General features: G+C 41.9%; 18 protein-coding genes. 12 read left to right on the top strand and 6 right to left on the bottom strand.

Annotated elements, in window-relative coordinates:
* Positions 1–70 precede the first annotated feature (70 nt).
* Positions 71–1,264, top strand: coding sequence for a MalY/PatB family protein (locus DV702_RS11860; protein WP_114924949.1), 1,194 nt, complete (start codon positions 71–73; stop codon positions 1,262–1,264).
* A 416-nt stretch (positions 1,265–1,680) separates the two neighbouring features.
* The gene (locus DV702_RS11855; RefSeq protein ID WP_114924948.1) at positions 1,681–2,601 is read left to right on the top strand and encodes a hypothetical protein; all 921 of its coding nucleotides are present in this window, start codon (positions 1,681–1,683) and stop codon (positions 2,599–2,601) included.
* Between the two features lie 519 nt (positions 2,602–3,120).
* On the opposite strand, the gene DV702_RS11845 is transcribed toward DV702_RS11855, so the two are convergent.
* From DV702_RS11845 to DV702_RS11835, 3 genes are all read right to left on the bottom strand, one after another.
* A complete protein-coding gene (locus DV702_RS11845) occupies positions 3,121–4,302 on the bottom strand; it encodes a class I SAM-dependent methyltransferase (RefSeq protein WP_114924946.1) in 1,182 nt (393 codons plus the stop codon).
* Between the two features lie 22 nt (positions 4,303–4,324).
* The gene (gene nfsA, locus DV702_RS11840) at positions 4,325–5,056 is read right to left on the bottom strand and encodes an oxygen-insensitive NADPH nitroreductase (protein WP_114924945.1); all 732 of its coding nucleotides are present in this window, start codon (positions 5,054–5,056) and stop codon (positions 4,325–4,327) included.
* Between the two features lie 97 nt (positions 5,057–5,153).
* The gene (locus DV702_RS11835) at positions 5,154–5,621 is read right to left on the bottom strand and encodes a nucleoside deaminase (RefSeq protein WP_114924944.1); all 468 of its coding nucleotides are present in this window, start codon (positions 5,619–5,621) and stop codon (positions 5,154–5,156) included.
* Positions 5,622–5,802: 181 nt separating this feature from the next.
* On the opposite strand from DV702_RS11835, the gene DV702_RS11830 reads away from it, so the two are divergent.
* From DV702_RS11830 to DV702_RS11800, 7 genes are all read left to right on the top strand, one after another.
* Positions 5,803–6,504 carry a VOC family protein gene (locus DV702_RS11830; RefSeq protein WP_114924943.1) on the top strand — a complete coding sequence of 234 codons (702 nt, stop codon included), beginning with the start codon at positions 5,803–5,805 and terminating at the stop codon, positions 6,502–6,504.
* A 56-nt stretch (positions 6,505–6,560) separates the two neighbouring features.
* Entirely contained in the window at positions 6,561–7,829 is a 1,269-nt protein-coding gene (gene hflX, locus DV702_RS11825) for a GTPase HflX (protein ID WP_114924942.1), read from the top strand.
* Positions 7,830–8,117: 288 nt separating this feature from the next.
* The gene (locus tag DV702_RS11820; protein ID WP_114924941.1) at positions 8,118–8,981 is read left to right on the top strand and encodes a DUF6612 family protein; all 864 of its coding nucleotides are present in this window, start codon (positions 8,118–8,120) and stop codon (positions 8,979–8,981) included.
* Between the two features lie 247 nt (positions 8,982–9,228).
* The gene (locus DV702_RS11815) at positions 9,229–10,179 is read left to right on the top strand and encodes an ABC transporter permease (RefSeq protein WP_114924940.1); all 951 of its coding nucleotides are present in this window, start codon (positions 9,229–9,231) and stop codon (positions 10,177–10,179) included.
* Positions 10,172–11,122 (top strand): iron chelate uptake ABC transporter family permease subunit, encoded by a 951-nt coding sequence (locus tag DV702_RS11810; RefSeq protein ID WP_114924939.1) that lies wholly within the window; start codon positions 10,172–10,174, stop codon positions 11,120–11,122. Before DV702_RS11815 ends, DV702_RS11810 begins: the two co-directional genes overlap by 8 nt.
* On the top strand, positions 11,119–11,883 hold the full coding sequence (locus tag DV702_RS11805; protein ID WP_114924938.1) for an iron ABC transporter ATP-binding protein: 765 nt from the start codon (positions 11,119–11,121) through the stop codon (positions 11,881–11,883). The genes DV702_RS11810 and DV702_RS11805 overlap by 4 nt, the downstream gene beginning before the upstream one ends.
* 28 nt (positions 11,884–11,911) lie before the next feature.
* Positions 11,912–12,874, top strand: coding sequence for a siderophore ABC transporter substrate-binding protein (locus DV702_RS11800; protein WP_114924937.1), 963 nt, complete (start codon positions 11,912–11,914; stop codon positions 12,872–12,874).
* A gap of 53 nt (positions 12,875–12,927) precedes the next feature.
* On the opposite strand, the gene DV702_RS17240 is transcribed toward DV702_RS11800, so the two are convergent.
* The 3 genes from DV702_RS17240 to DV702_RS11780 form a co-directional block, all read right to left on the bottom strand.
* On the bottom strand, positions 12,928–13,059 hold the full coding sequence (locus DV702_RS17240; RefSeq protein WP_256359799.1) for a hypothetical protein: 132 nt from the start codon (positions 13,057–13,059) through the stop codon (positions 12,928–12,930).
* Positions 13,060–13,408: 349 nt separating this feature from the next.
* Positions 13,409–14,572: an IS256 family transposase gene (locus DV702_RS11790; protein WP_114924934.1), complete on the bottom strand. Its 1,164-nt coding sequence runs from the start codon at positions 14,570–14,572 to the stop codon at positions 13,409–13,411.
* Between the two features lie 606 nt (positions 14,573–15,178).
* The gene (locus tag DV702_RS11780) at positions 15,179–16,342 is read right to left on the bottom strand and encodes an IS256 family transposase (protein ID WP_114924934.1); all 1,164 of its coding nucleotides are present in this window, start codon (positions 16,340–16,342) and stop codon (positions 15,179–15,181) included.
* Between the two features lie 388 nt (positions 16,343–16,730).
* Here DV702_RS11780 and DV702_RS11775 point away from each other — a divergent pair, with 388 nt between their 5' ends.
* The 3 genes from DV702_RS11775 to DV702_RS11765 all read left to right on the top strand — a co-directional run bounded on the left by DV702_RS11775 (position 16,731) and on the right by DV702_RS11765 (position 20,398).
* Entirely contained in the window at positions 16,731–17,873 is a 1,143-nt protein-coding gene (locus tag DV702_RS11775; RefSeq protein WP_114925922.1) for an MFS transporter, read from the top strand.
* A 109-nt stretch (positions 17,874–17,982) separates the two neighbouring features.
* Positions 17,983–18,645 carry a uracil-DNA glycosylase gene (locus DV702_RS11770; RefSeq protein WP_114924933.1) on the top strand — a complete coding sequence of 221 codons (663 nt, stop codon included), beginning with the start codon at positions 17,983–17,985 and terminating at the stop codon, positions 18,643–18,645.
* A gap of 13 nt (positions 18,646–18,658) precedes the next feature.
* Positions 18,659–20,398, top strand: coding sequence for an ABC transporter ATP-binding protein (locus DV702_RS11765; RefSeq protein ID WP_114924932.1), 1,740 nt, complete (start codon positions 18,659–18,661; stop codon positions 20,396–20,398).
* The last annotated feature ends 5 nt before the right edge of the window (positions 20,399–20,403 follow it).

Raw genomic sequence — 20,403 nt, 5'->3', positions numbered from 1 at the left:
CAGGAAGACATATGCTATAATTTGGGGAGATGAAAAGTTTAGAGAATCGAAAAGATCAGGAGGCTGACCTATGAAGAAGGAAGAGTTTTTGGAGCGCTATGCGATTGAAAGAAAAGGGACAAATTCGTTAAAATGGGACAAGTTAGAAGAGCGTTTTGGTGACGCAGATTTACTTGCGGCTTGGGTAGCAGATATGGAATTTAAAGCACCTGAACAAGTAGTAGAAGCCATTAAAGAAAAAGTAGACCATGGAGTATTTGGTTATACATATGTACCTGATTCATATTACGAAGCTTTTATTGATTGGGAACGCAAGCGACATGGGTATGAAGTAAAATCAGAATGGATGCGCTTTTCAACAGGAGTAGTGACCGCGTTGTATTGGTTCGTTCATGCGTTTACAAAACCACAAGATGCAGTTATTATTTTATCACCTGTCTACTATCCATTTGCGAATGCGGTGAGAGATACAGATCGAACACTCATTAGCAGTGAGCTGATTAATACTAACGGAGTTTATACAATTGACTTCGAAGACTTTGAAAAGCAAATCATCGATAATGAAGTAAAGTTATTTATCCACTGTACGCCTCATAATCCAGTAGGTCGCGTGTGGACGGCTGAGGAGGCAGAGAGGTTATTGTCTATTTGTGATAAGCATGATGTACTGATTGTGTCCGATGAAATTCATCATGACATGACGTTTGGTGATCATACACATATTCCGTCTGCTATTGTGTCAGAAGGTAAATTTTCACAACGAGTCGTCACTGTAACAGCAGCTTCTAAGACATTCAACTTGGCAGGTCTGTTAACTTCACAAATTATTATTGAAAACGAAGCATTGCGTAAGCGGTTCGATAAATTTGTAAATTCTGTAAACCAAACAGAAGTAAACTTACTCGGAATGACGGCTTCCGAAGCAGCATTTCGTCACGGCGCCGACTGGCTTGAGGGATTGCGTGAAGTGGTGAAATCAAATGAACGGTATGCGGTAGAACAATTGACGGCACATGCAAAAGATCTAGTCATTACCCCGTTAGAAGGAACTTATTTGCTATGGATTGATTTGCGTGCCTACATTGAACCAGATAAAGTGAAAGAGTTTATTCAAGATACGTGCAGATTGGCCATTGACTACGGTGAATGGTTTGGAGAAAAGTCCAAAGGTTTCATTCGACTAAACTTAGGGACAGAACCACGACACATCAAACAGGCAGTCGATAGCATAATTGAACATTTGCCTACATCTAAAAAAATATAGACATTGAATATGCTGAAGTAATCATCGCACAAGGATACTTAATTCACTTATGAATAGGTGTCCTTGCGGGGTCTCAAGGCGAGTTCAAAGGCTGATCCGAAGAAATTGGTTTTTGGAAATGAGATGTTCTTGACGGAGAGTTGTAGAGTTAGTGTACTCGTTAGGATTCTCCCTACAGAACCAGACACTTTCCTGAGGCGTGCGGCGGACCCTCCGGAACGTATCATCTAGAAGCGCAAGCCAATCTAGGTCAGCCTACCCCCACCTGCAGAACGCGTCCGATTGCAGCGCAGATCAACGAATTTCAACAACTATGCCATTATCGAATGCTTTTACCGCAAAGCCGGATCAGAACAGTACATTCTACTGCAATTAAGACACGTGCTATTTTATACAAGAAAGGTGGAAGTGAAAAAATGAATTCTCCACTCGAAATTCCTACAACTCCTATAGCGAATCTGAACGAAGAGCTTAGAGGTGCGAATCCAGTGTCAATTGCAATCGGCCATGATAATGATCTCTTCATCCTGCTCGCGGAAGAGCGACCGCCCTTAATTAATGGCTGTTTCCCCGCAACTGTCACGGAAGAAAGCTATAGTTACCATATCGTCCACGTAAAGGACGGTCAGAAGACAATTGTACATTTGCCAAATGAGAAGTGGAATTACCATTACATACAGCCGATCGATGATGGACATATATTGCTTGTCGGTGCGCGATCATATTACTACAATGCACAGAATATTGAGGAAAACGCAAGGGTCTATGATAAAAATGGGTGTTTGATCCGATCGTTTTGTTTAGGCGATGGGATTGAGCACGTGTACGTTACAAAGAACCAAGAAATTTGGACAGGGTACTTTGATGAAGGTGTTTTTGGTAATTATGGCTGGGAGGAACCAATCGGTCGGAGCGGCTTGGTTGGCTGGGATACGTTAGGTCATAAAATCGATTCAATGGAAGAGGATAAGGAGTATTCCATTTTTGAGTGTTTAGCACTTACTAGCGATGCTGAAGACAAGATTTGGTTTTTCTTCAGTATTGATTCGAAGATTGGAGCCCGAAAAGATAAACGGACAGTGTGTTATTCACCCGAAGGTCATGGTTTCCAGTCGTTTGCGGTGAACGGGGATACTATCATTGCATATCAAGGAATTTGGGGCCAGTCACTTTTTGAGATGCAGCGTAAAGATGATGAATATAAGGTTGTTCATGAAATTAAGTTGATTAAGCCAGATGGTACACCTGTAAAACCGGAATTGGTGAGCAATCGAGAGAATCAACTATTATTTTTAGACGGAGATGAGTTGTATATGGTTGAGGCGAAATCGGGCTAGATTTTTGAAATAGATATAAACAAGGGGAGGTGTGAAAATGAATTTATTCCAACATAAATATGGTACAAGTATTTTATTGATTGGAATAACACTTTTGCTTGTTGTTTCTCTTTTACTTGCTAGTACCAGTTATTTTAATACAAAGGAAATCGAAGCATTAAGTTCACAATGTCACGAAAACGGTGGAGAGGTGTCGATAGAGATACATAATGATTTCACGAGCTCTTATTCATTTGAGTGTAGATCGTTAAGAAACGTATCTTGAGTCACTTAGTTGACGAGAGTGTGAAACAATTTAAATTCCTGCTTTAATTTCTGCGAAAATACACAGAGAGATAGCTAGGTACTTCTTATACTGTTCACTTGGCTAGAGCGCGGAACGATAGTTTTATTAACCTATTTGCGCAAGCAGTAAACGGAACAATTTGTATACCAAAAAACGCCCAGGTACATTACTTAAGCCTGGGCGTTCTTCTATTAGCATATTTCTTCTCAGTAGCCGATTAGTGGAAGTCTATATCAAATTTCATGCTGTATAAAAGGTAACAATGCATGCAACTCTTTTTCTAAATAAGGTGTAGCATGCAACATTGTTCGGAACTCTACATAACGGTCGATCTGGGCTTGACTAGGTTTTTTATCATTTCTATAGGCACGTATCAAAATATTCTTTGGCGTATGTTCCATATCGATGAACTCAACCAGCTGAGCTTCGTATCCGGCAAGTGTCAGTAATTCAGCACGAATAGAATCCGTCGCAAGCGCCGCCAAACGTTCCTTCACTAGCCCGTGCTGCAACATAATATCGAGTGCAGGAGCATGCACTTGAGTAAACAGCTCATGCTGACAGCAAGGGACGGAAAGTATGACAGACGCGCCCCACTTCACAGCTTTAGCCAATGCCATATCAGTCGCAGTGTCACAAGCGTGTAGAGTGACGACCATATCTACTGCTGTATCACCTGTATAGTCATTAATATCGCCGACTAGAAATTCCAGTTGCTCATAATGCAAGTCATTTGCGATAGTTTGACATTCTTCAATCACTTCTTTTTTGAGATCCAAGCCCGTCACTCGTATGTCCAGCCCTTTTTCAATACGCAAATAATGATAAAGAGCGAACGTCAAGTACGATTTGCCGGAGCCGAAGTCCAAAATGCGAATCGTGCGGTCCTTTGGCAAATGAGACAATGTATCATCGATTAATTCAACAAAACGATTGATTTGGCGAAATTTATCATGCTTTTGGTTCTTGACTTTCCCATCCGGCGTCTGCACACCTAATCGAATGAGGAAAGGGTAAGGAACACCTTCCTTTAAAGCATATTTCTTCACGCGGTTATGAGCGTAATCAGCCGTCTTTTCCGTATCTAAAAAGATGCGTTTGATGGAGACTTTCATCTTTTTTGAGATTTGGATTTGCATCGTTTCGTTCGTCAGCTCAATATGGAACTGCTTATATTGTTCAAGTGCTTGCTGCAACGGTGAAACAATTGCGTCGAGCGGAATGTTTTCATGTGTAAGAATTCGTTCTTTTTGATATTCGAATTGTATATGAAAGAGCCCTTTTAACTCCAAAGGCTTCAATTTTATGCGTTTTACTTCACTGGACTTTGCTCGCGGCTGACTGATCGTTGCGCGTATGAATGATCCGTCCGACATGCGTTTCTGAAGTAGTTCCAGTACGTCATCTACTGACATCGCTTGACACTCCTGTCTTGCTTCAATTAAATAAAAACCCTTGCTTTTCTAAAAATGCTTTAATATGCGGACGATTTGGCTTTTCTAGGAAGTCAGCCATCTCTTCTGTCCATTTGGCATCTCGCTGGTTCGTATCACGACCGGCATAGTATTCTGCCATAATTGCATCGTAGGCAGGTAATAATTCTTCATATTGCTTCTCGTTATACGTGTTTTCATGTAAAACAGCTTCCACTGGCAGGCGAGGTTTAACGGCATTTGCTTCGTTTGGAACTCCAATCGACATGCCAAATAGCGGGACGACTCCTTTAGGCAATTCCAGTACCTCTGAGATTTCTTCAATCGCATTCCGGACACCGCCGATGTAGCAAATGCCATATCCTTTTGACTCTGCCGCAATGGCGATGTTTTGGGCGAATAACCCTACATCGATAGCGCCTACTAAGCCATTTTCTGCGACACTGTAGTCGATTTCACGACCGTGCAGACGAGCAGCATGCGATAAGCGGTTATAATCCATGCAGAAAACCAATGTAGCTCCTGCTGTATAAAACTGCCGGCGGTTTTTGGATAGTTCCGCTAATTGTCCCCGTTTTTCTGTATCCGTTACGTGAATGACTGAATAGGCTTGCACAAAATGAGAACTAGCTGCATGCTGTCCTGCCTTGATTAATTCCACAACGGTTTCTTTTGTAATAGGCTCATCTTTATATCGACGTACAGATGAATGAGCTTTTAATAATTCAATTACCATGAAATCCCTCCGCGTTCATTTTCTCGATAGAAGCACATAGCTCTTAAAACTCTACTTTTATCCTACACTATTCTGACCTTTCAGGAAACACTGATGCTTATTTAGCTTGGCGTTTTTTCCATTCGATAAAAGGGGTCATAGCAGTAGCTGTTTTGTGCTGAATAAAAGGAATCGAGCGATCTTCAGGTGCCAGTTGCTGGTCAGGATAGAAATTATGCAGTGGATTAGAGAACCCAACCTCTTCGTAAGCCTCTTGTTTACTGCCTGTGTAATAGATTGCTCCAACAGAAGCCCAATAGGAAGCCCCTAGACACATCGGACACGGTTCACCGCTCGCATACAATATACAGTCTGATAAATCGAGAGTTTTTAACGTAGTACATGCCTCTTTAATAGCCAATAACTCAGCATGGGCAGAAGGATCGTGTGTGAATTCTACTTGGTTTGTTCCTGATCCGATAATTTTGTCATCCTTGACAATAATTGCGGCGAAAGGTCCACCTCCATCTTTTACGTTTTCAATTGCGATTTGAACCGTATAATTTAGCCATTTTTCGTGGTTCATCTAAAACTCCTCCTGTCGAATGTTAGGATTTCCCGGGAAATATTGACCGGTATACTGTCTTCATCATACAGAAATCTCACCGTCTAGACCATGCCTGTTGATTAACTATTTTATGTATAAATAATGAATGATTGTGTAGTATTGTTATGATAAGTAAACAAACGATTTGGAGGAAATTAAAATGAAGGTAGATCATGTCGTCTATTTTACTACTCGAAAATTAGTAGATATTATATCAGACCAACAACAACAAGGAAATAAAGCTGTAATCGGTGGACACCATGAACAATGGGGGACTGCCAATGCATTATTATATACGGAAAATGCTTATATCGAGTGGCTGACAGTGGAAAATGAAGAGTTGGCTAAGCGTGCATCTACCAATCAACCGCTTGTAGAACAGTTTTTGCATGACAGACAAGCGGGCGATGGGTGGGCAACGGTTTGCTTCTCAGTCAATGGTATGGAGCGCTGGAAAGAAGAGTTGGACAATAAAGGGTTTCGAACGACCTCTATTCTAGATGCTTCTCGGAAAACAGAAGACGGTCGATTATTGCGTTGGAAGATGCTATTTGTCGAACAGGAAATAACGTCTGAATTGCCGTATCCTTTTTTCATAGAGTGGGAGGAAAAAGAAGATTCACGATTACTCAGATTGGAAGAGACGGGGGTCAGAACATCAGAACATTGTAAGAAGAAAATCACGGAATGCGTTTTTCATGTAGAGGATCCTTTGAAAGAGACAGGCGAGTGGGCAGTGTTGTTATCACAAAAAGTAGGAGATGAAAATACTATTCAAATAGGAGATGTCATATTTCGATTTATTGAAACAGAAAAAGAATTTGAACGGTTAGCTACTGTCCACCTATCAACTAACGGTTAGTTAATGGGCCAGCGGGTAAACTACGTATAAAGACGTGTCGGAGAGGATGTCGGGGAATGGATGTATTAATTGAAGAAGCTGTAATAGTAGGCGTTCACGAACAAAAAGATTTGCATTTTGAATACGCCATGGAGGAGTTACGTAATTTAGCGGAAGCAATTGACGTGAAAGTAGTGGGTGAAGTCACACAAAATCTAGAGCGCAGGCACCCCGGGCATTATATCGGTAAAGGGAAAATAGATGAAATACGTGAAGTATATGAAGAAACAAGTGCGAACTTACTGATTTTCAATGATGAACTTTCACCCTCGCAATTACGCAATTTAGAAAAAGAACTGGAATGTAAAATTATTGATCGTACGATGTTAATACTCGATATTTTTGCGCGCCGAGCAAGAAATAAAGAAGCGCAAATGCAAGTAGAATTGGCTCAGCTACAATACACATTGCCAAGGCTAGTCGGCTTGCGTGCTTCACTTAGTAGACAAGGCGGAGGCACGGGTGGTGGCTTACAAAACAAAGGAGCCGGGGAAACAAAACTTGAACTCGACCGACGAAAAATTGAAGATCAGATTGCAAAGCTCCGTCGTGAACTTGAACACGTGCGTGACCAGCGGGAAACTCAGCGCAAGCAACGGGTGAGGAGCGGGATTCCTGTCGTATCGATCGTCGGCTATACGAACGCAGGTAAATCTACACTCATGAATCGATTGTTGCAGTATACTGATGCTGATGAATCAAAAGAAGTTAGTGAAAAAGATATGCTGTTCGCTACACTTGAAACGGCTGTACGAAAGATTAGGCTACCGGATAAGAAGGAATTTATTTTAACAGATACAGTTGGATTTGTTTCAAAATTACCCCATCATTTAGTTCAAGCCTTTCGGTCAACATTAGAAGAAGCTAAAAATGCGGACTTATTGTTACATGTAGTGGACGTTTCCAATGCAGAACATGGACATATGATGGATGTGACAAACGAGACTTTGCAGGACATCGGTGTAGAAAGCATTCCAACTATCAGCGTTTACAATAAAGCGGATCTAGCCAATATGGTTTATCCACGCGTGCAAGATCAAAGTATTTGGATGTCAGCAGGTGAGAATGAAGGAATTCATGAGTTGTTGAAGGTAATTCAACAAAACTTGTTTAGAGAATATATTACGTGTAAATTATTAATTCCTTATGATCGCGGAGAAATAGTGTCGCAGTTGAATGAACATGCAACTGTGAAGAATACTGCTTATGAAGAAGATGGAACATTGATGACTGTAGAAATGCCTGAAAGTGAATATGAGCGATTACAGGAGTATATAGTAAAATGAGCAAAAAAAGTGCTGCATACATTATGTATGCAGCCAAATCCTTTTATTCTTTATAAGAAGAGAAAGGGGGTGGGATATTTCTAGTTTGCCCCTTCTTCATTCTTTTAAACCTTTTTTAAATAATTAAGTAATAATACTTACTTCACTCGTTGTAATTACCTATTCTCCTATTGGGTAATACTGGTAGTAAGGATTCTATTCGCTATAATATACAAGATTTTTGAACCTTTTTTGACTCTGTTGCCGTACATCTACTAGAAGCTATTATAGAAAAGGAGAGAAGTACACATGAAAAAATGGACAATCACCTTAGCTACCGGCGCATTAGCATTTGCTCTTAGTGCGTGTGGCCAAACAGCTGAGCCAAAAGAAGACCCGATCACAGGAGAGAAAGAAGAAGTAGTAGTGAAAAGTGATCTAACAGCTGCTGAAGTCATGGAAAAAGCAAATGCCGCTTCGGAAGCACAGCAAAGTATGCATTCTGAAATGATTATGAAACAGACGATGGATGTCAATGGAGAAACACATGAGATAAATTCAACCATTGATATGGATATGATTTTAGAGCCATTAGCTATGCGCCAAACGATGAATATGCAGATGGATGGCGAAGAGATGGCTATTGAACAGTTTATGACTGAAGATGGCTTCTTCATGAAAGATCCAGAGTCAGGTAAATGGATGAAGTTCCCGCAAGAGATGTATGAACAAATTACGGGACAAATGGCAGATGCACAAAATGCAGCAGTAGACTTTACCATTTATGAGCAATTCGCGGATGACTTTACATTTGAGCAAACAAATGATGAATATGTTCTTGCTTTAAAAGGATCTGGAGAAAAGTTCAGTTCGCTCATGAAAGAAATTTTAGAACAAAACATGCCTGCTGGAATGGAAGAAGATCAGTTAGATGCTATTTCTCAAATGAATGTAGAGAGTATCGACATTGAGTTTACAATCGATAAGAAAACATTCTTCACAAAAGATTTCGATATGGACATGGTTATGACAGTAGAAGAAGGCGATCAAAAAGTGAAAATTGATCAAAATATTAAAGGAACTATGTCAAAGATTAATGAAATCGATGAAATAAAAGTTCCTAAAGACATTCTGGATAACGCAGCAGATATGGACGATATGATGGGACAATAACTAAACGTTACGAAAAGAAGCTGTTACGAAAAGTCATCTTTCAATGACTTTTTGAACAGTTTCTATTTTTTTGAACAATTATAGCGGAGATAAAAGAACGTAAAAGTTCTCTGTCACAAAACTATTGATAATGATTTTCATTTAAGTATTGACATGACTAGTAAAACAAGTTAATGTAGTCCATGAGCGAATGATAATCATTTTCATTTAAGTGAAAAAGCTCAAATATTCGATATCGGAGTTCTTCATGAAGAAACGTTATTTATTTTCAGCCGTTATTCTGCTCTCCTTTCTTTCTTTATTTGTTGGGGCAAGTCGCATTACTCCAATGGATTTACTAGACTGGCGTTCAGAAGAAACAGAGATTTTCTTAATCAGTCGATTGCCGCGCTTAGTCGCTATTTTATTGGCTGGAGCAGGGATGAGTATTGCGGGGTTGATCATGCAACAACTAAGCCGCAATAAATTCGTTTCACCTACGACAGCTGGAACATTGGATGCGACAAAATTAGGTATTTTAGTATCAATGATTATTTTTACCAACGCAACATTATTAGAAAAGATGGCGGTATCTTTTACGTTTGCATTGCTCGGCACGTTCTTATTCATGCAAATACTAGATCGGATCAAGTTTAAAGATGCGATTTTTATCCCTCTCGTCGGGTTGATGTTCGGTAATATCCTCTCATCTATCGCCACCTTTTTCGCATACAAGGCAAACGTGATTCAAAACATGTCTGCTTGGTTGCAAGGCGACTTTTCGATGGTTATGAAAGGCCGTTACGAGCTTTTGTACATTAGCATACCGGTCTTACTCATTACATATTTATATGCGAATCGTTTTACTGTTGCAGGAATGGGAGAAGACTTCTCCAAAAACTTAGGGTTGGCCTACAAACGAATTGTTAATATCGGTTTAATTTTAGTCGCGTTAATTACGACAACTGTCGTATTAACAGTAGGTTTAATACCATTCTTGGGGCTTATCATCCCGAATATCGTCTCGATTTTCAAAGGTGATCATCTGCAGAAAACATTACCACATACCGCATTGCTTGGCGCCATTTTTCTTTTAATTTGTGATATTTTAGGCAGGGTTATTATTTTCCCGTATGAAATATCCATTAGTTTAATGGTTGGCGTTATTGGTAGCGCGATCTTCCTTTACTTGTTGTTTAGGGGGAAAGCCTATGCGTAATCGAACAAAATTAATCATTCTATCGTTAGTTGCAATCGTATTTTGTAGTTTGTATTTATTTCAAGGATTGAATGGCAGCTATGACTATGCACTTCCAAGAAGAGCGATTAAAGTTCTAGCTATGGTTTTAACAGGTGTAGCCGTTGCGTATTCGACAGTCATTTTCCAAACGATTACGCATAACCGAATTTTAACACCGAGTATTATGGGGTTAGATTCACTTTATATTCTATTGCAAACGGTGCTGATTTTCTTTTTCGGTTCTACATCGTTCGTCATGATTAACCAGCAATTTAATTTCATGCTGTCAGTAGGCGCGATGGTAGTGTTCGCTTTACTGCTCTACCACTTTTTATTTGGAAAAGGAAATCGTCCTATTTACTTCTTATTGTTAGTTGGTATCATCGTCGGAACGTTTTTCGGTAGTATTTCGACGTTCCTTCAGGTCATGATTGATCCAAATGAGTTTTTGCGAGTGCAAGACAAAATGTTCGCAAGCTTCAATAATATTAACGGTGATCTCGTATGGTGGGCTCTTAGTATTTTGCTGCTCACTGTGCTCATTGGTTGGCGCTATATGAACGAACTTGATGTATTGTCACTCGGTCGGGATACAGCAATTAATCTAGGTGTACCTTATCAAAAGGTAGTTAAATTAATGTTGATCTTATCCTCTGTCCTAATCGCAGTGTCAACCGCACTCGTAGGACCGATCACATTTTTCGGATTAATCGTCGCGAATCTTTCGTATCAGTTCTTTAAAACATTTAAACATTCCGTTCTGATTGCCGGCGCTTCCGTCATGAGTATCATTGCATTAGTCGGTGGCCAGTGGATCGTAGAACGTGTCTTTTCTTTTTCGACCACACTCAGTGTGATCATTAACTTTGTCGGTGGCATTTACTTTATCTACTTACTATTAAAGGAGAGTCGATCCTCATGATTCAAGTTCGTGAGCTAACGAAATTTTATGGGAAAAAGGCAGTCGTGGAAAAGGTCAGTGTGAATATCCATCGTGGAAAAATCACATCATTTATTGGGCCGAACGGGGCTGGTAAATCAACTCTACTTTCGATGGTCAGTCGATTGATGGATGCTGATACGGGTGATGTACTGCTCGATAAAGACAAAGTAAAAGAGATGAAGTCAAATGATTTCGCCAAACGTGTAGCTATTTTAAAACAATCCAACTTTATGAATGTTAAATTAACTATCCGTGAACTCGTTGGATTCGGTCGTTTCCCGCACTGTAAGGGCCGTCTTCAGGAAGAGGATGAACGCATGGTTGACCAAGCGCTTGAGTATATGGGATTGATGGATATGCAAGAAGCGTATTTGGACGAATTATCAGGTGGGCAACGTCAACGTGCTTTTATTGCGATGACGATTGCACAAGACACGGACTATATTTTATTGGATGAACCACTGAATAACTTAGACATGAAACACTCCGTACAGATTATGAAAATCTTACGTAAGTTAGTGAATGACTTAGGTAAAACAGTCGTCATCGTGCTGCACGATATTAATTTTGCATCTGTGTATTCAGATCGGATCGTAGCATTGAAAAACGGTAAAGTGATTAAAGACGGACCGACTTGTGACATTATCAATTCGGAATCCCTGCGAGAAATATATGACATGGATATTCCTATCCAACAAATGAAAGACTGCAGAATTTGCGTGTATTTTGACGCTATCTAATTTTAAAAAAAGCGAGGAAACTATTACTATGAAAAAACTAACACTATCTCTATTCGCTCTAATTTTAATGCTTGCACTAGCAGCATGCGGTGGAGCAAAAGAAGAAGAAAAACCTGCGGACAACGCAACTCCTGAAGAGAAGCCAGCAGAAGAAAGCACAGAAATTACAGTAACTCACGAACTTGGAGAAACAACTCTTGAGAAGAATCCCGAAAAGATAGTTGTATTTGACTTTGGAACACTTGATACATTAGACGAATTAGGAATTGAAGTAGCAGGACTTCCGCAGTCAAACGTACCTGGCTATCTTTCTAAATACGAAGATGAGAAGTACGAAAACCTTGGTAGCTTAAAAGAGCCGGATTTCGAAGCAATTAATGCAATGAAGCCAGATGTAATCTTCATCTCTGGTCGTCAATCAGATCTATATGACCAATTATCAGAAATCGCTCCAACTATTTTCATGGGTGTAGATACAACAAATTACATGGAATCTTTCAAAGAAAACATGGGTAAAATTGCAACAATCTTTGATAAAGAAGACGAAATGAATGCAGAACTTGCAGACGTTGATGCTAACATCGAAGATATTAAAGCAAAAACATCTGAAGTGGACAGTAAAGCGCTAATCATCCTTGCAACTGAAGGAAAAGTAAGTGCATACGGTCCAAGCTCACGTTTCGGTCTAGTTCACGACGTTTTTGGTTTCAAACCAGCTGATGAAAAGATCGAAGCTTCTACACACGGACAAAATATCACATTTGAATACATCTTAGATACAAACCCGGATATTCTTTTCATCATCGACCGTGATGCAGCAATCGGTAACGGCGCAACAGCTAAAGATTCTGTTGAAAACGATCTAGTGAAGAAAACAAACGCATTTAAAAATGACAAAATGGTTTACCTAGATGGTGAGTATTGGTACTTATCAGGCGGCGGACTTCAATCAATGAAAGAAATGATTAAAGAGGTAGAAGCTGGACTATAAGAACATGCAACTCCCTAAAAGACTTAGTCTTTTAGGGAGTTTTTGGTTTTGTCTTATAGATGCGCTTGTTTGCCGCTCAAAGCAAGTGCGCGTCCGCTCATAGAGACATGACTTTCGCTCATAGGAAGTGGCTTCGTGCTCATAGAGACGTGACTTTCGCTCATAGGAAGTGGCTTCGCGCTCATAAAAGTGCGTCAACCGCTCATAGAGACATGACTTTCGCTCATAGGAAGTGGCTTCGCGCTTATAGAATTGCGTCAACCGCTCATAGAGACGTGACTTTCGCTCATAGGAAGTGGCTTCGCGCTCATAAAAGTGCGTCAACCGCTCATAGAGACATGACTTTCGCTCATAGGAAGTGGCTTCGCGCTCATAGAATTGCGTCAACCGCTCATAGAGACGTGACTTTCAGTCAAGTCCTTGATCTTGTGTAAATTACTTATCCCCTATTGAATGTCACTTCACGGATAGTTCGATTTGCTGTTCCCGCAGGGAGGGGGTACCCCCTCCCTGCGGGAACAGTTTTGTTTTGACTTACCGTAGCGGGCTGCCTTTTTGTAGACGTTCATCCGCCTCCATCAGCACAGCACCGATCAGTCGAAAGGCAGACTGCTCATTTGGAAAAATGCGGATGACTTGTTCTCTTCTTCGCACTTCTTGATTTAAGCGTTCTAGGTGATTGGTAGAACTTGTATAGCGATGATAACGAGAAGGCTCATTTAAGAACTGCGTGGCCTCATCATAGCCTCCCTCAAGAATATCTAACGCTTTTTGAACACGTGGCTCTTTCGCATACTTCTCTACCAGCCGTTCTTTCGCTTCCCGAGCTCCTTCAAGATCAGAGCTCATAAAAATAGTGCGCACGTCCGCCATAAAGGATTTGGCCATTTTTTTCGGTAATGCTTTTAGTAGATTCCGCTTGAAATGGACAGTACATCGTTGCCAAGAAGTCCCGACAAACTCCTGGCTAATCGCCTTCTTGAGCCCCTCATGTGCATCCGAGATGACAAGGTCAGGAGATTGGAGTCCACGTCGCTTTAGACTCTGGAGGAACGACTGCCAAGCTTCGAAACTCTCTGCTTGATCAATTTTCAGCCCCACCACTTCCCGGCGGTTGTCCGTGCTGATCGCCGTCGCGATATAAACTGCTTTGGAAACCACTTTTCGATTCTCACGGACTTTGATATACATGGCGTCCACATGCAAGTAACGATACGTCGTCACATTCAAAGGACGGCTGGCCCATTGGTTGACGATCGGATCGAGCTGGGCAGTCAGTGAAGATACGAAAGATTTAGAAACCGTTTCTCCGCATAATGTCTCGATAACATTCGTCACTTTCCTTGTGGAAACGCCACTGACCACCATCTCTAGCATGGAAAGCATAAACGCCTGGTCCACCCGTGCATATTTTTCAAAAACCGATGTCGAAAAACCACCTTCTCGTGTACGCGGAACTTTTAATTTCACGCGCCCGACAGTGATCATCAGTTCTCGTTCATAGTAGCCGTTGCGATAGTCACGTCGCTCAGCTACTCGTTCATATTTGGCCGTTTCCAAATACTCATCTCTTTCTTTTTCCATATACTCATTTAATATGAGAACGACAGCAGATTTCAGCACGTTGTCCAGATTAGAAGTCATCACCGCTTCTTTTAGTTCTTCCTCGTTTATGTTAAGATAATCAAATAGGGTCATCATCAATTCCTCCTCAATGTGATCGTGGTTGTGAACATTGTAACATAGGGAATTGATGTGGCTCTTTTTCTATTTACACAATTATATGGACTTTATCTGACTTTCGCTCATAGGAAGTGACTTTCGCTCATAGGAAGTGGCTTCGCGCTCATAGAAGTGCGTCAACCGCTCATAGAGACATGACTTTCGCTCATAGGAAGTGGCTTCGTGCTCATAGAGACGTGACTTTCGCTCATAGGAAGTGGCTTCGCGCTCATAAAAGTGCGTCAACCGCTCATAGAGACATGACTTTCGCTCATAGGAAGTGGCTTCGCGCTTATAGAATTGCGTCAACCGCTCATAGAGACGTGACTTTCGCTCATAGGAAGTGGCTTCGCGCTCATAAAAGTGCGTCAACCGCTCATAGAGACATGACTTTCGCTCATAGGAAGTGGCTTCGCGCTCATAGAATTGCGTCAACCGCTCATAGAGACGTGACTTTCAGTCAAGTCCTTGATCTTGTGTAAATTACTTATCCCCTATTGAATGTCACTTCACGGATAGTTCGATTTGCTGTTCCCGCAGGGAGGGGGTACCCCCTCCCTGCGGGAACAGTTTTGTTTTGACTTACCGTAGCGGGCTGCCTTTTTGTAGACGTTCATCCGCCTCCATCAGCACAGCACCGATCAGTCGAAAGGCAGACTGCTCATTTGGAAAAATGCGGATGACTTGTTCTCTTCTTCGCACTTCTTGATTTAAGCGTTCTAGGTGATTGGTAGAACTTGTATAGCGATGATAACGAGAAGGCTCATTTAAGAACTGCGTGGCCTCATCATAGCCTCCCTCAAGAATATCTAACGCTTTTTGAACACGTGGCTCTTTCGCATACTTCTCTACCAGCCGTTCTTTCGCTTCCCGAGCTCCTTCAAGATCAGAGCTCATAAAAATAGTGCGCACGTCCGCCATAAAGGATTTGGCCATTTTTTTCGGTAATGCTTTTAGTAGATTCCGCTTGAAATGGACAGTACATCGTTGCCAAGAAGTCCCGACAAACTCCTGGCTAATCGCCTTCTTGAGCCCCTCATGTGCATCCGAGATGACAAGGTCAGGAGATTGGAGTCCACGTCGCTTTAGACTCTGGAGGAACGACTGCCAAGCTTCGAAACTCTCTGCTTGATCAATTTTCAGCCCCACCACTTCCCGGCGGTTGTCCGTGCTGATCGCCGTCGCGATATAAACTGCTTTGGAAACCACTTTTCGATTCTCACGGACTTTGATATACATGGCGTCCACATGCAAGTAACGATACGTCGTCACATTCAAAGGACGGCTGGCCCATTGGTTGACGATCGGATCGAGCTGGGCAGTCAGTGAAGATACGAAAGATTTAGAAACCGTTTCTCCGCATAATGTCTCGATAACATTCGTCACTTTCCTTGTGGAAACGCCACTGACCACCATCTCTAGCATGGAAAGCATAAACGCCTGGTCCACCCGTGCATATTTTTCAAAAACCGATGTCGAAAAACCACCTTCTCGTGTACGCGGAACTTTTAATTTCACGCGCCCGACAGTGATCATCAGTTCTCGTTCATAGTAGCCGTTGCGATAGTCACGTCGCTCAGCTACTCGTTCATATTTGGCCGTTTCCAAATACTCATCTCTTTCTTTTTCCATATACTCATTTAATATGAGAACGACAGCAGATTTCAGCACGTTGTCCAGATTAGAAGTCATCACCGCTTCTTTTAGTTCTTCCTCGTTTATGTTAAGATAATCAAATAGGGTCATCATCAATTCCTCCTCAATGTGATCGTGGTTGTGAACATTGTAACATAGGGAATTGATGTGGCTCTTTTTCTATTTACACAATTATATGGACTTTATCTGACTTTCGCTCATAGGAAGTGACTTTCGCTCATAGGAAGTGGCTTCGCGCTCATAGAAGTGCGTCAACCGCTCATAGAGACATGACTTTCGCTCATAGGAAGTGGCTTCGCGCTTATAGAACCCTCATCCCCACAAAAAAACAAAAACAAAACTAGTCAAATTCCTCTAGCGAGTGATATAATTACATGTGTAAAGACATCTAAAGATTTTATAATGGAAAGGTAGAAGGTTAGTGGAGACAAAGGAATTATCACGCAATAAGCTGCTCGGTATTGCGGGCACTGGATGGATGTTTGATGCGATGGATGTGGGTATTTTATCCTTTGTCATTGCAGCACTTGCTGTAGATTGGCAGTTGACGTCGACAGAAATGGGTTGGATTGGAAGCGTCAACTCGATAGGGATGGCCTTCGGGGCGTTAGGCTTTGGTTTGCTAGCAGACCGGATCGGACGCAAGCCAGTATTTATGATTACATTAATTTTATTCTCAGTGGCGAGCGGACTGTCTGCTTTTACGACTGCATTATGGGCATTTCTGGCTTTGCGCTTTTTAGTAGGTGCGGGGCTTGGTGGGGAGTTGCCGGTAGCATCTACGCTTGTTTCTGAAAGTGTGGAGGCGAAGGAACGTGGACGCGTCGTTGTGTTACTTGAGAGTTTTTGGGCTGCAGGTTGGCTGCTTGCCGCGTTGATTGCTTATTTTGTCATTCCGAGCTTTGGTTGGAGAATTGCGCTGATCATTACCGCTTTGCCGGCATTTTACGCAATCTACTTACGAAGAAATTTGCCGGATTCGAAAAAGTTTGTAACGGAAGGTAAAACAAATGAAACAACGGGGCAGAAATTGAAGCAACTTTTAGCTCCTGCGTATAGAAAACGGACGATTATGCTATGGATTGTTTGGTTTGCTGTCGTCTTTTCCTATTACGGTATGTTTTTATGGCTGCCTAGTGTGATGGTGTTAAAAGGATTTAGTCTACTTAAAAGTTTCGGCTACGTGTTACTCATGACGTTGGCGCAGTTGCCAGGCTACTTCAGTGCTGCTTGGTTAATAGAGCGTGCGGGAAGAAAGTTCGTGTTGGCTACGTATTTATTCGGTACTGCAGGTAGCGCGTTGGCTTTCGGTAACGCTGAGACGCTAACTACGTTGTTAGTGTCAGGCGCATTTTTATCATTCTTTAACTTAGGTGCCTGGGGTGCGCTTTATGCTTATTCACCTGAACAATATCCTACAGCGATTCGTGCGACAGGTTCGGGTGTAGCAGCGGCGGTTGGTCGAGTGGGCGGAATTTTTGGACCGCTACTGATCGGTTCGTTATTAACGGAAGGATTCGGATTTGGCAGTATATTCGCTATTTTTTGCGGTGCGATTATGATTGGTGTTGTGGCGGTAATAGTTCTTGGGACAGAAACTAAGCAATTAGAGTTAACATAGTATAGGATCAGTCGTTTCCAAGTAATCTACATGGAGACGGCTTTTTTTGATGCAAATATTTTTGATTACCGTCTAAAACCTTTATAATTACAGGAAGGGAGTTGATACGATGTTTCGCATTCCAGATGATATAGCACGTGTTGCACGAGAACGGAGCGAAGGATTCCAAGTAGAAGGGTTTGTGCACGGGGAAGGTTCTGAATCCCCTGCGTTATTGCTAGTAGGTGAAGCGCCGGGCGAACATGAAGGAGTACATGGGGTGCCGTTTATTGGCCGTGCGGGTGAGGAGTTGATGAAATCATTGGCTTCCGTCGGGTTAACACGTGAAGATGTCTATATGACCAGCGCTTTTCGCAGTAGGCCGTATCGTTGGGGAACGAAAAAGGAACGTGATGGAACGTTGACGGAGCGTAAGTATAATCGCCCACCTACACAGAAAGAACAGCTCGCTCATGCTCCTGTTTTGGATTATGAAGTAGCCAATCTTCAGCCGAAACTGATTGTGACGTTAGGAAATGTCGGGTTACAGCGGCTGCTCGGAAAACATGCGAAAGTGACTGATTTACACGGTCAACTAGTGACGCAACCTGTGCAATACTTACATTCACTAGAAGATACACAGTATAGTTGGACGGAACAAGCTTATACGATTTTACCGACGTTTCATCCCGCTTCTGTCTTTTATCGGCCTTCCTTGCGACCCGAACTAGAAAAAGACTGGATGAAAATTGGAGAATACCTTCACGGATTTACTGCACGTCCACTTGAATAAAAAGGAGTAGCATATGCATACAGAACACAAAACAAAAGGGTCTTTACGTAGTTTTGCTAAGTTGTTGAAAGTTTTACATTGGCCTGTTGCTGTAACTGTGTTCGCTTTAATCTTATCACTGCTTGAGACGGCTGCTGGCCTGGTCGTTCCTCTTATTACGAAAGATTTAGTGGATTCGTTTACGAGTGACATGATGAATGTTAAAACAGGTGTATGGTTGCTGGTGCTTTTTGTCGTTCAAGCGATTGCCGGGGGTTTCTCGTATTATATGCTCGCTTATATTGGCGAGACGGTTGTAGCAGATTTGCGAAATCAGTTATGGCAAAAGATTTTGCGCCTGCCAGTTCCTTATTTTGATCACAATGAATCCGGAACGACTATGAGCCGTATCACGCAAGATACAACTGTTTTGAAATCATTAGTTTCCGATCATTTGGTGTCGTTCATTTCAGGTTTACTCTCCATAGTAGGAGCTATCGTCATTTTACTGTTTTTGGATTGGAAAATGACATTGATCATGCTAGTGAGTGTGCCGATCAGTATGGCAATTTTATTTCCGCTTGGTCGTGTAATGCATAAAGTGGCAAAAGCTACACAGGCGGAAATGGCGAAGTTTTCGGGGCATCTTGGCCGTGTGCTCGGTGATATACGGTTAGTAAAAGCTTATCGTGCAGAGCCGGTTGAAGAGGAAAAAGGGAAATTAGCCATCCAATCGCTGTTTCGTTACGGTTTAAAAGAAGCAAAAATTCAAGCGGTCATTTCTCCGATTATGATGTTGACGATGATGGGCATCCTAGTAGTCATTTTAGGATATGGAGGAGCGCAAGTTGCAAAAGGGGCCTTATCGGCAGGCACATTGGTGGCGATTATCTTCTTGCTGTTTCAAATTATCGTACCGTTTGCACAGATGGCGCAATTTTTTACGTCTTTCCAAAAAGCGGTAGGTGCGACTGAAAGAATTCAAGGAATATTGCAAATGGAGTCTGAATGGGCAAATGGTCAGGAAGTAGTCCAAGAAGAGTCAGCACTTACTTTTTCAGATGTTCATTTTTCTTATGAAGCAGATAAACGCGTAGTAGCAGGGATTTCATTTACAGCGGAACGAGGAACAGTAACAGCATTTATTGGTCCGAGCGGTGGGGGGAAAACGACGATCTTTTCATTAATTGAACGGTTTTATCAACCAAATGCCGGACGCATTCTGCTCGGTACAACACCGATTGATGCTATTCCATTAGCCGAGTGGCGGAAGAAAATCGGGTATGTCTCCCAAGAAAGTCCTTTGCTAAGTGGTTCGATTATGGACAATATCGCCTATGGGTTGGAGAGCCGGCCGCCACTTGAAGAAGTGATAAAAGCTACAAAAGCCGCAAATGCGTTGGCGTTTATAGAAGAAATGCCGGAGCGTTTTGAAACGATGGTAGGGGAACGTGGGATGAAATTGTCTGGTGGTCAGCGTCAACGGATTGCAATTGCAAGAGCGTTATTGCATGATCCGGAAATTCTGTTGTTGGATGAAGCAACGTCCAATCTTGATAGTGGATCAGAAACACATGTGCAAGAGGCGCTACACCATTTGATGCAGGGCCGAACGACTCTAATTATTGCACATCGACTGGCGACAGTGCTTCATGCCGATCAGTTGCTCTTTTTAGAGAATGGCAAGATTACAGGACGTGGTCGTCACGAAGAACTACTGAAAACCCATGCATTGTATAGAGAATTTGCAGCTGGTCAAGGGTTGGTGTACTAATTGAA

The organism is Sporosarcina sp. PTS2304 (genome assembly GCF_003351785.1).
Lineage (GTDB): Bacteria > Bacillota > Bacilli > Bacillales_A > Planococcaceae > Sporosarcina.
Note: the sequence above shows the minus strand (reverse complement) of the source record. Positions and strands in the feature narration are given on the sequence as shown.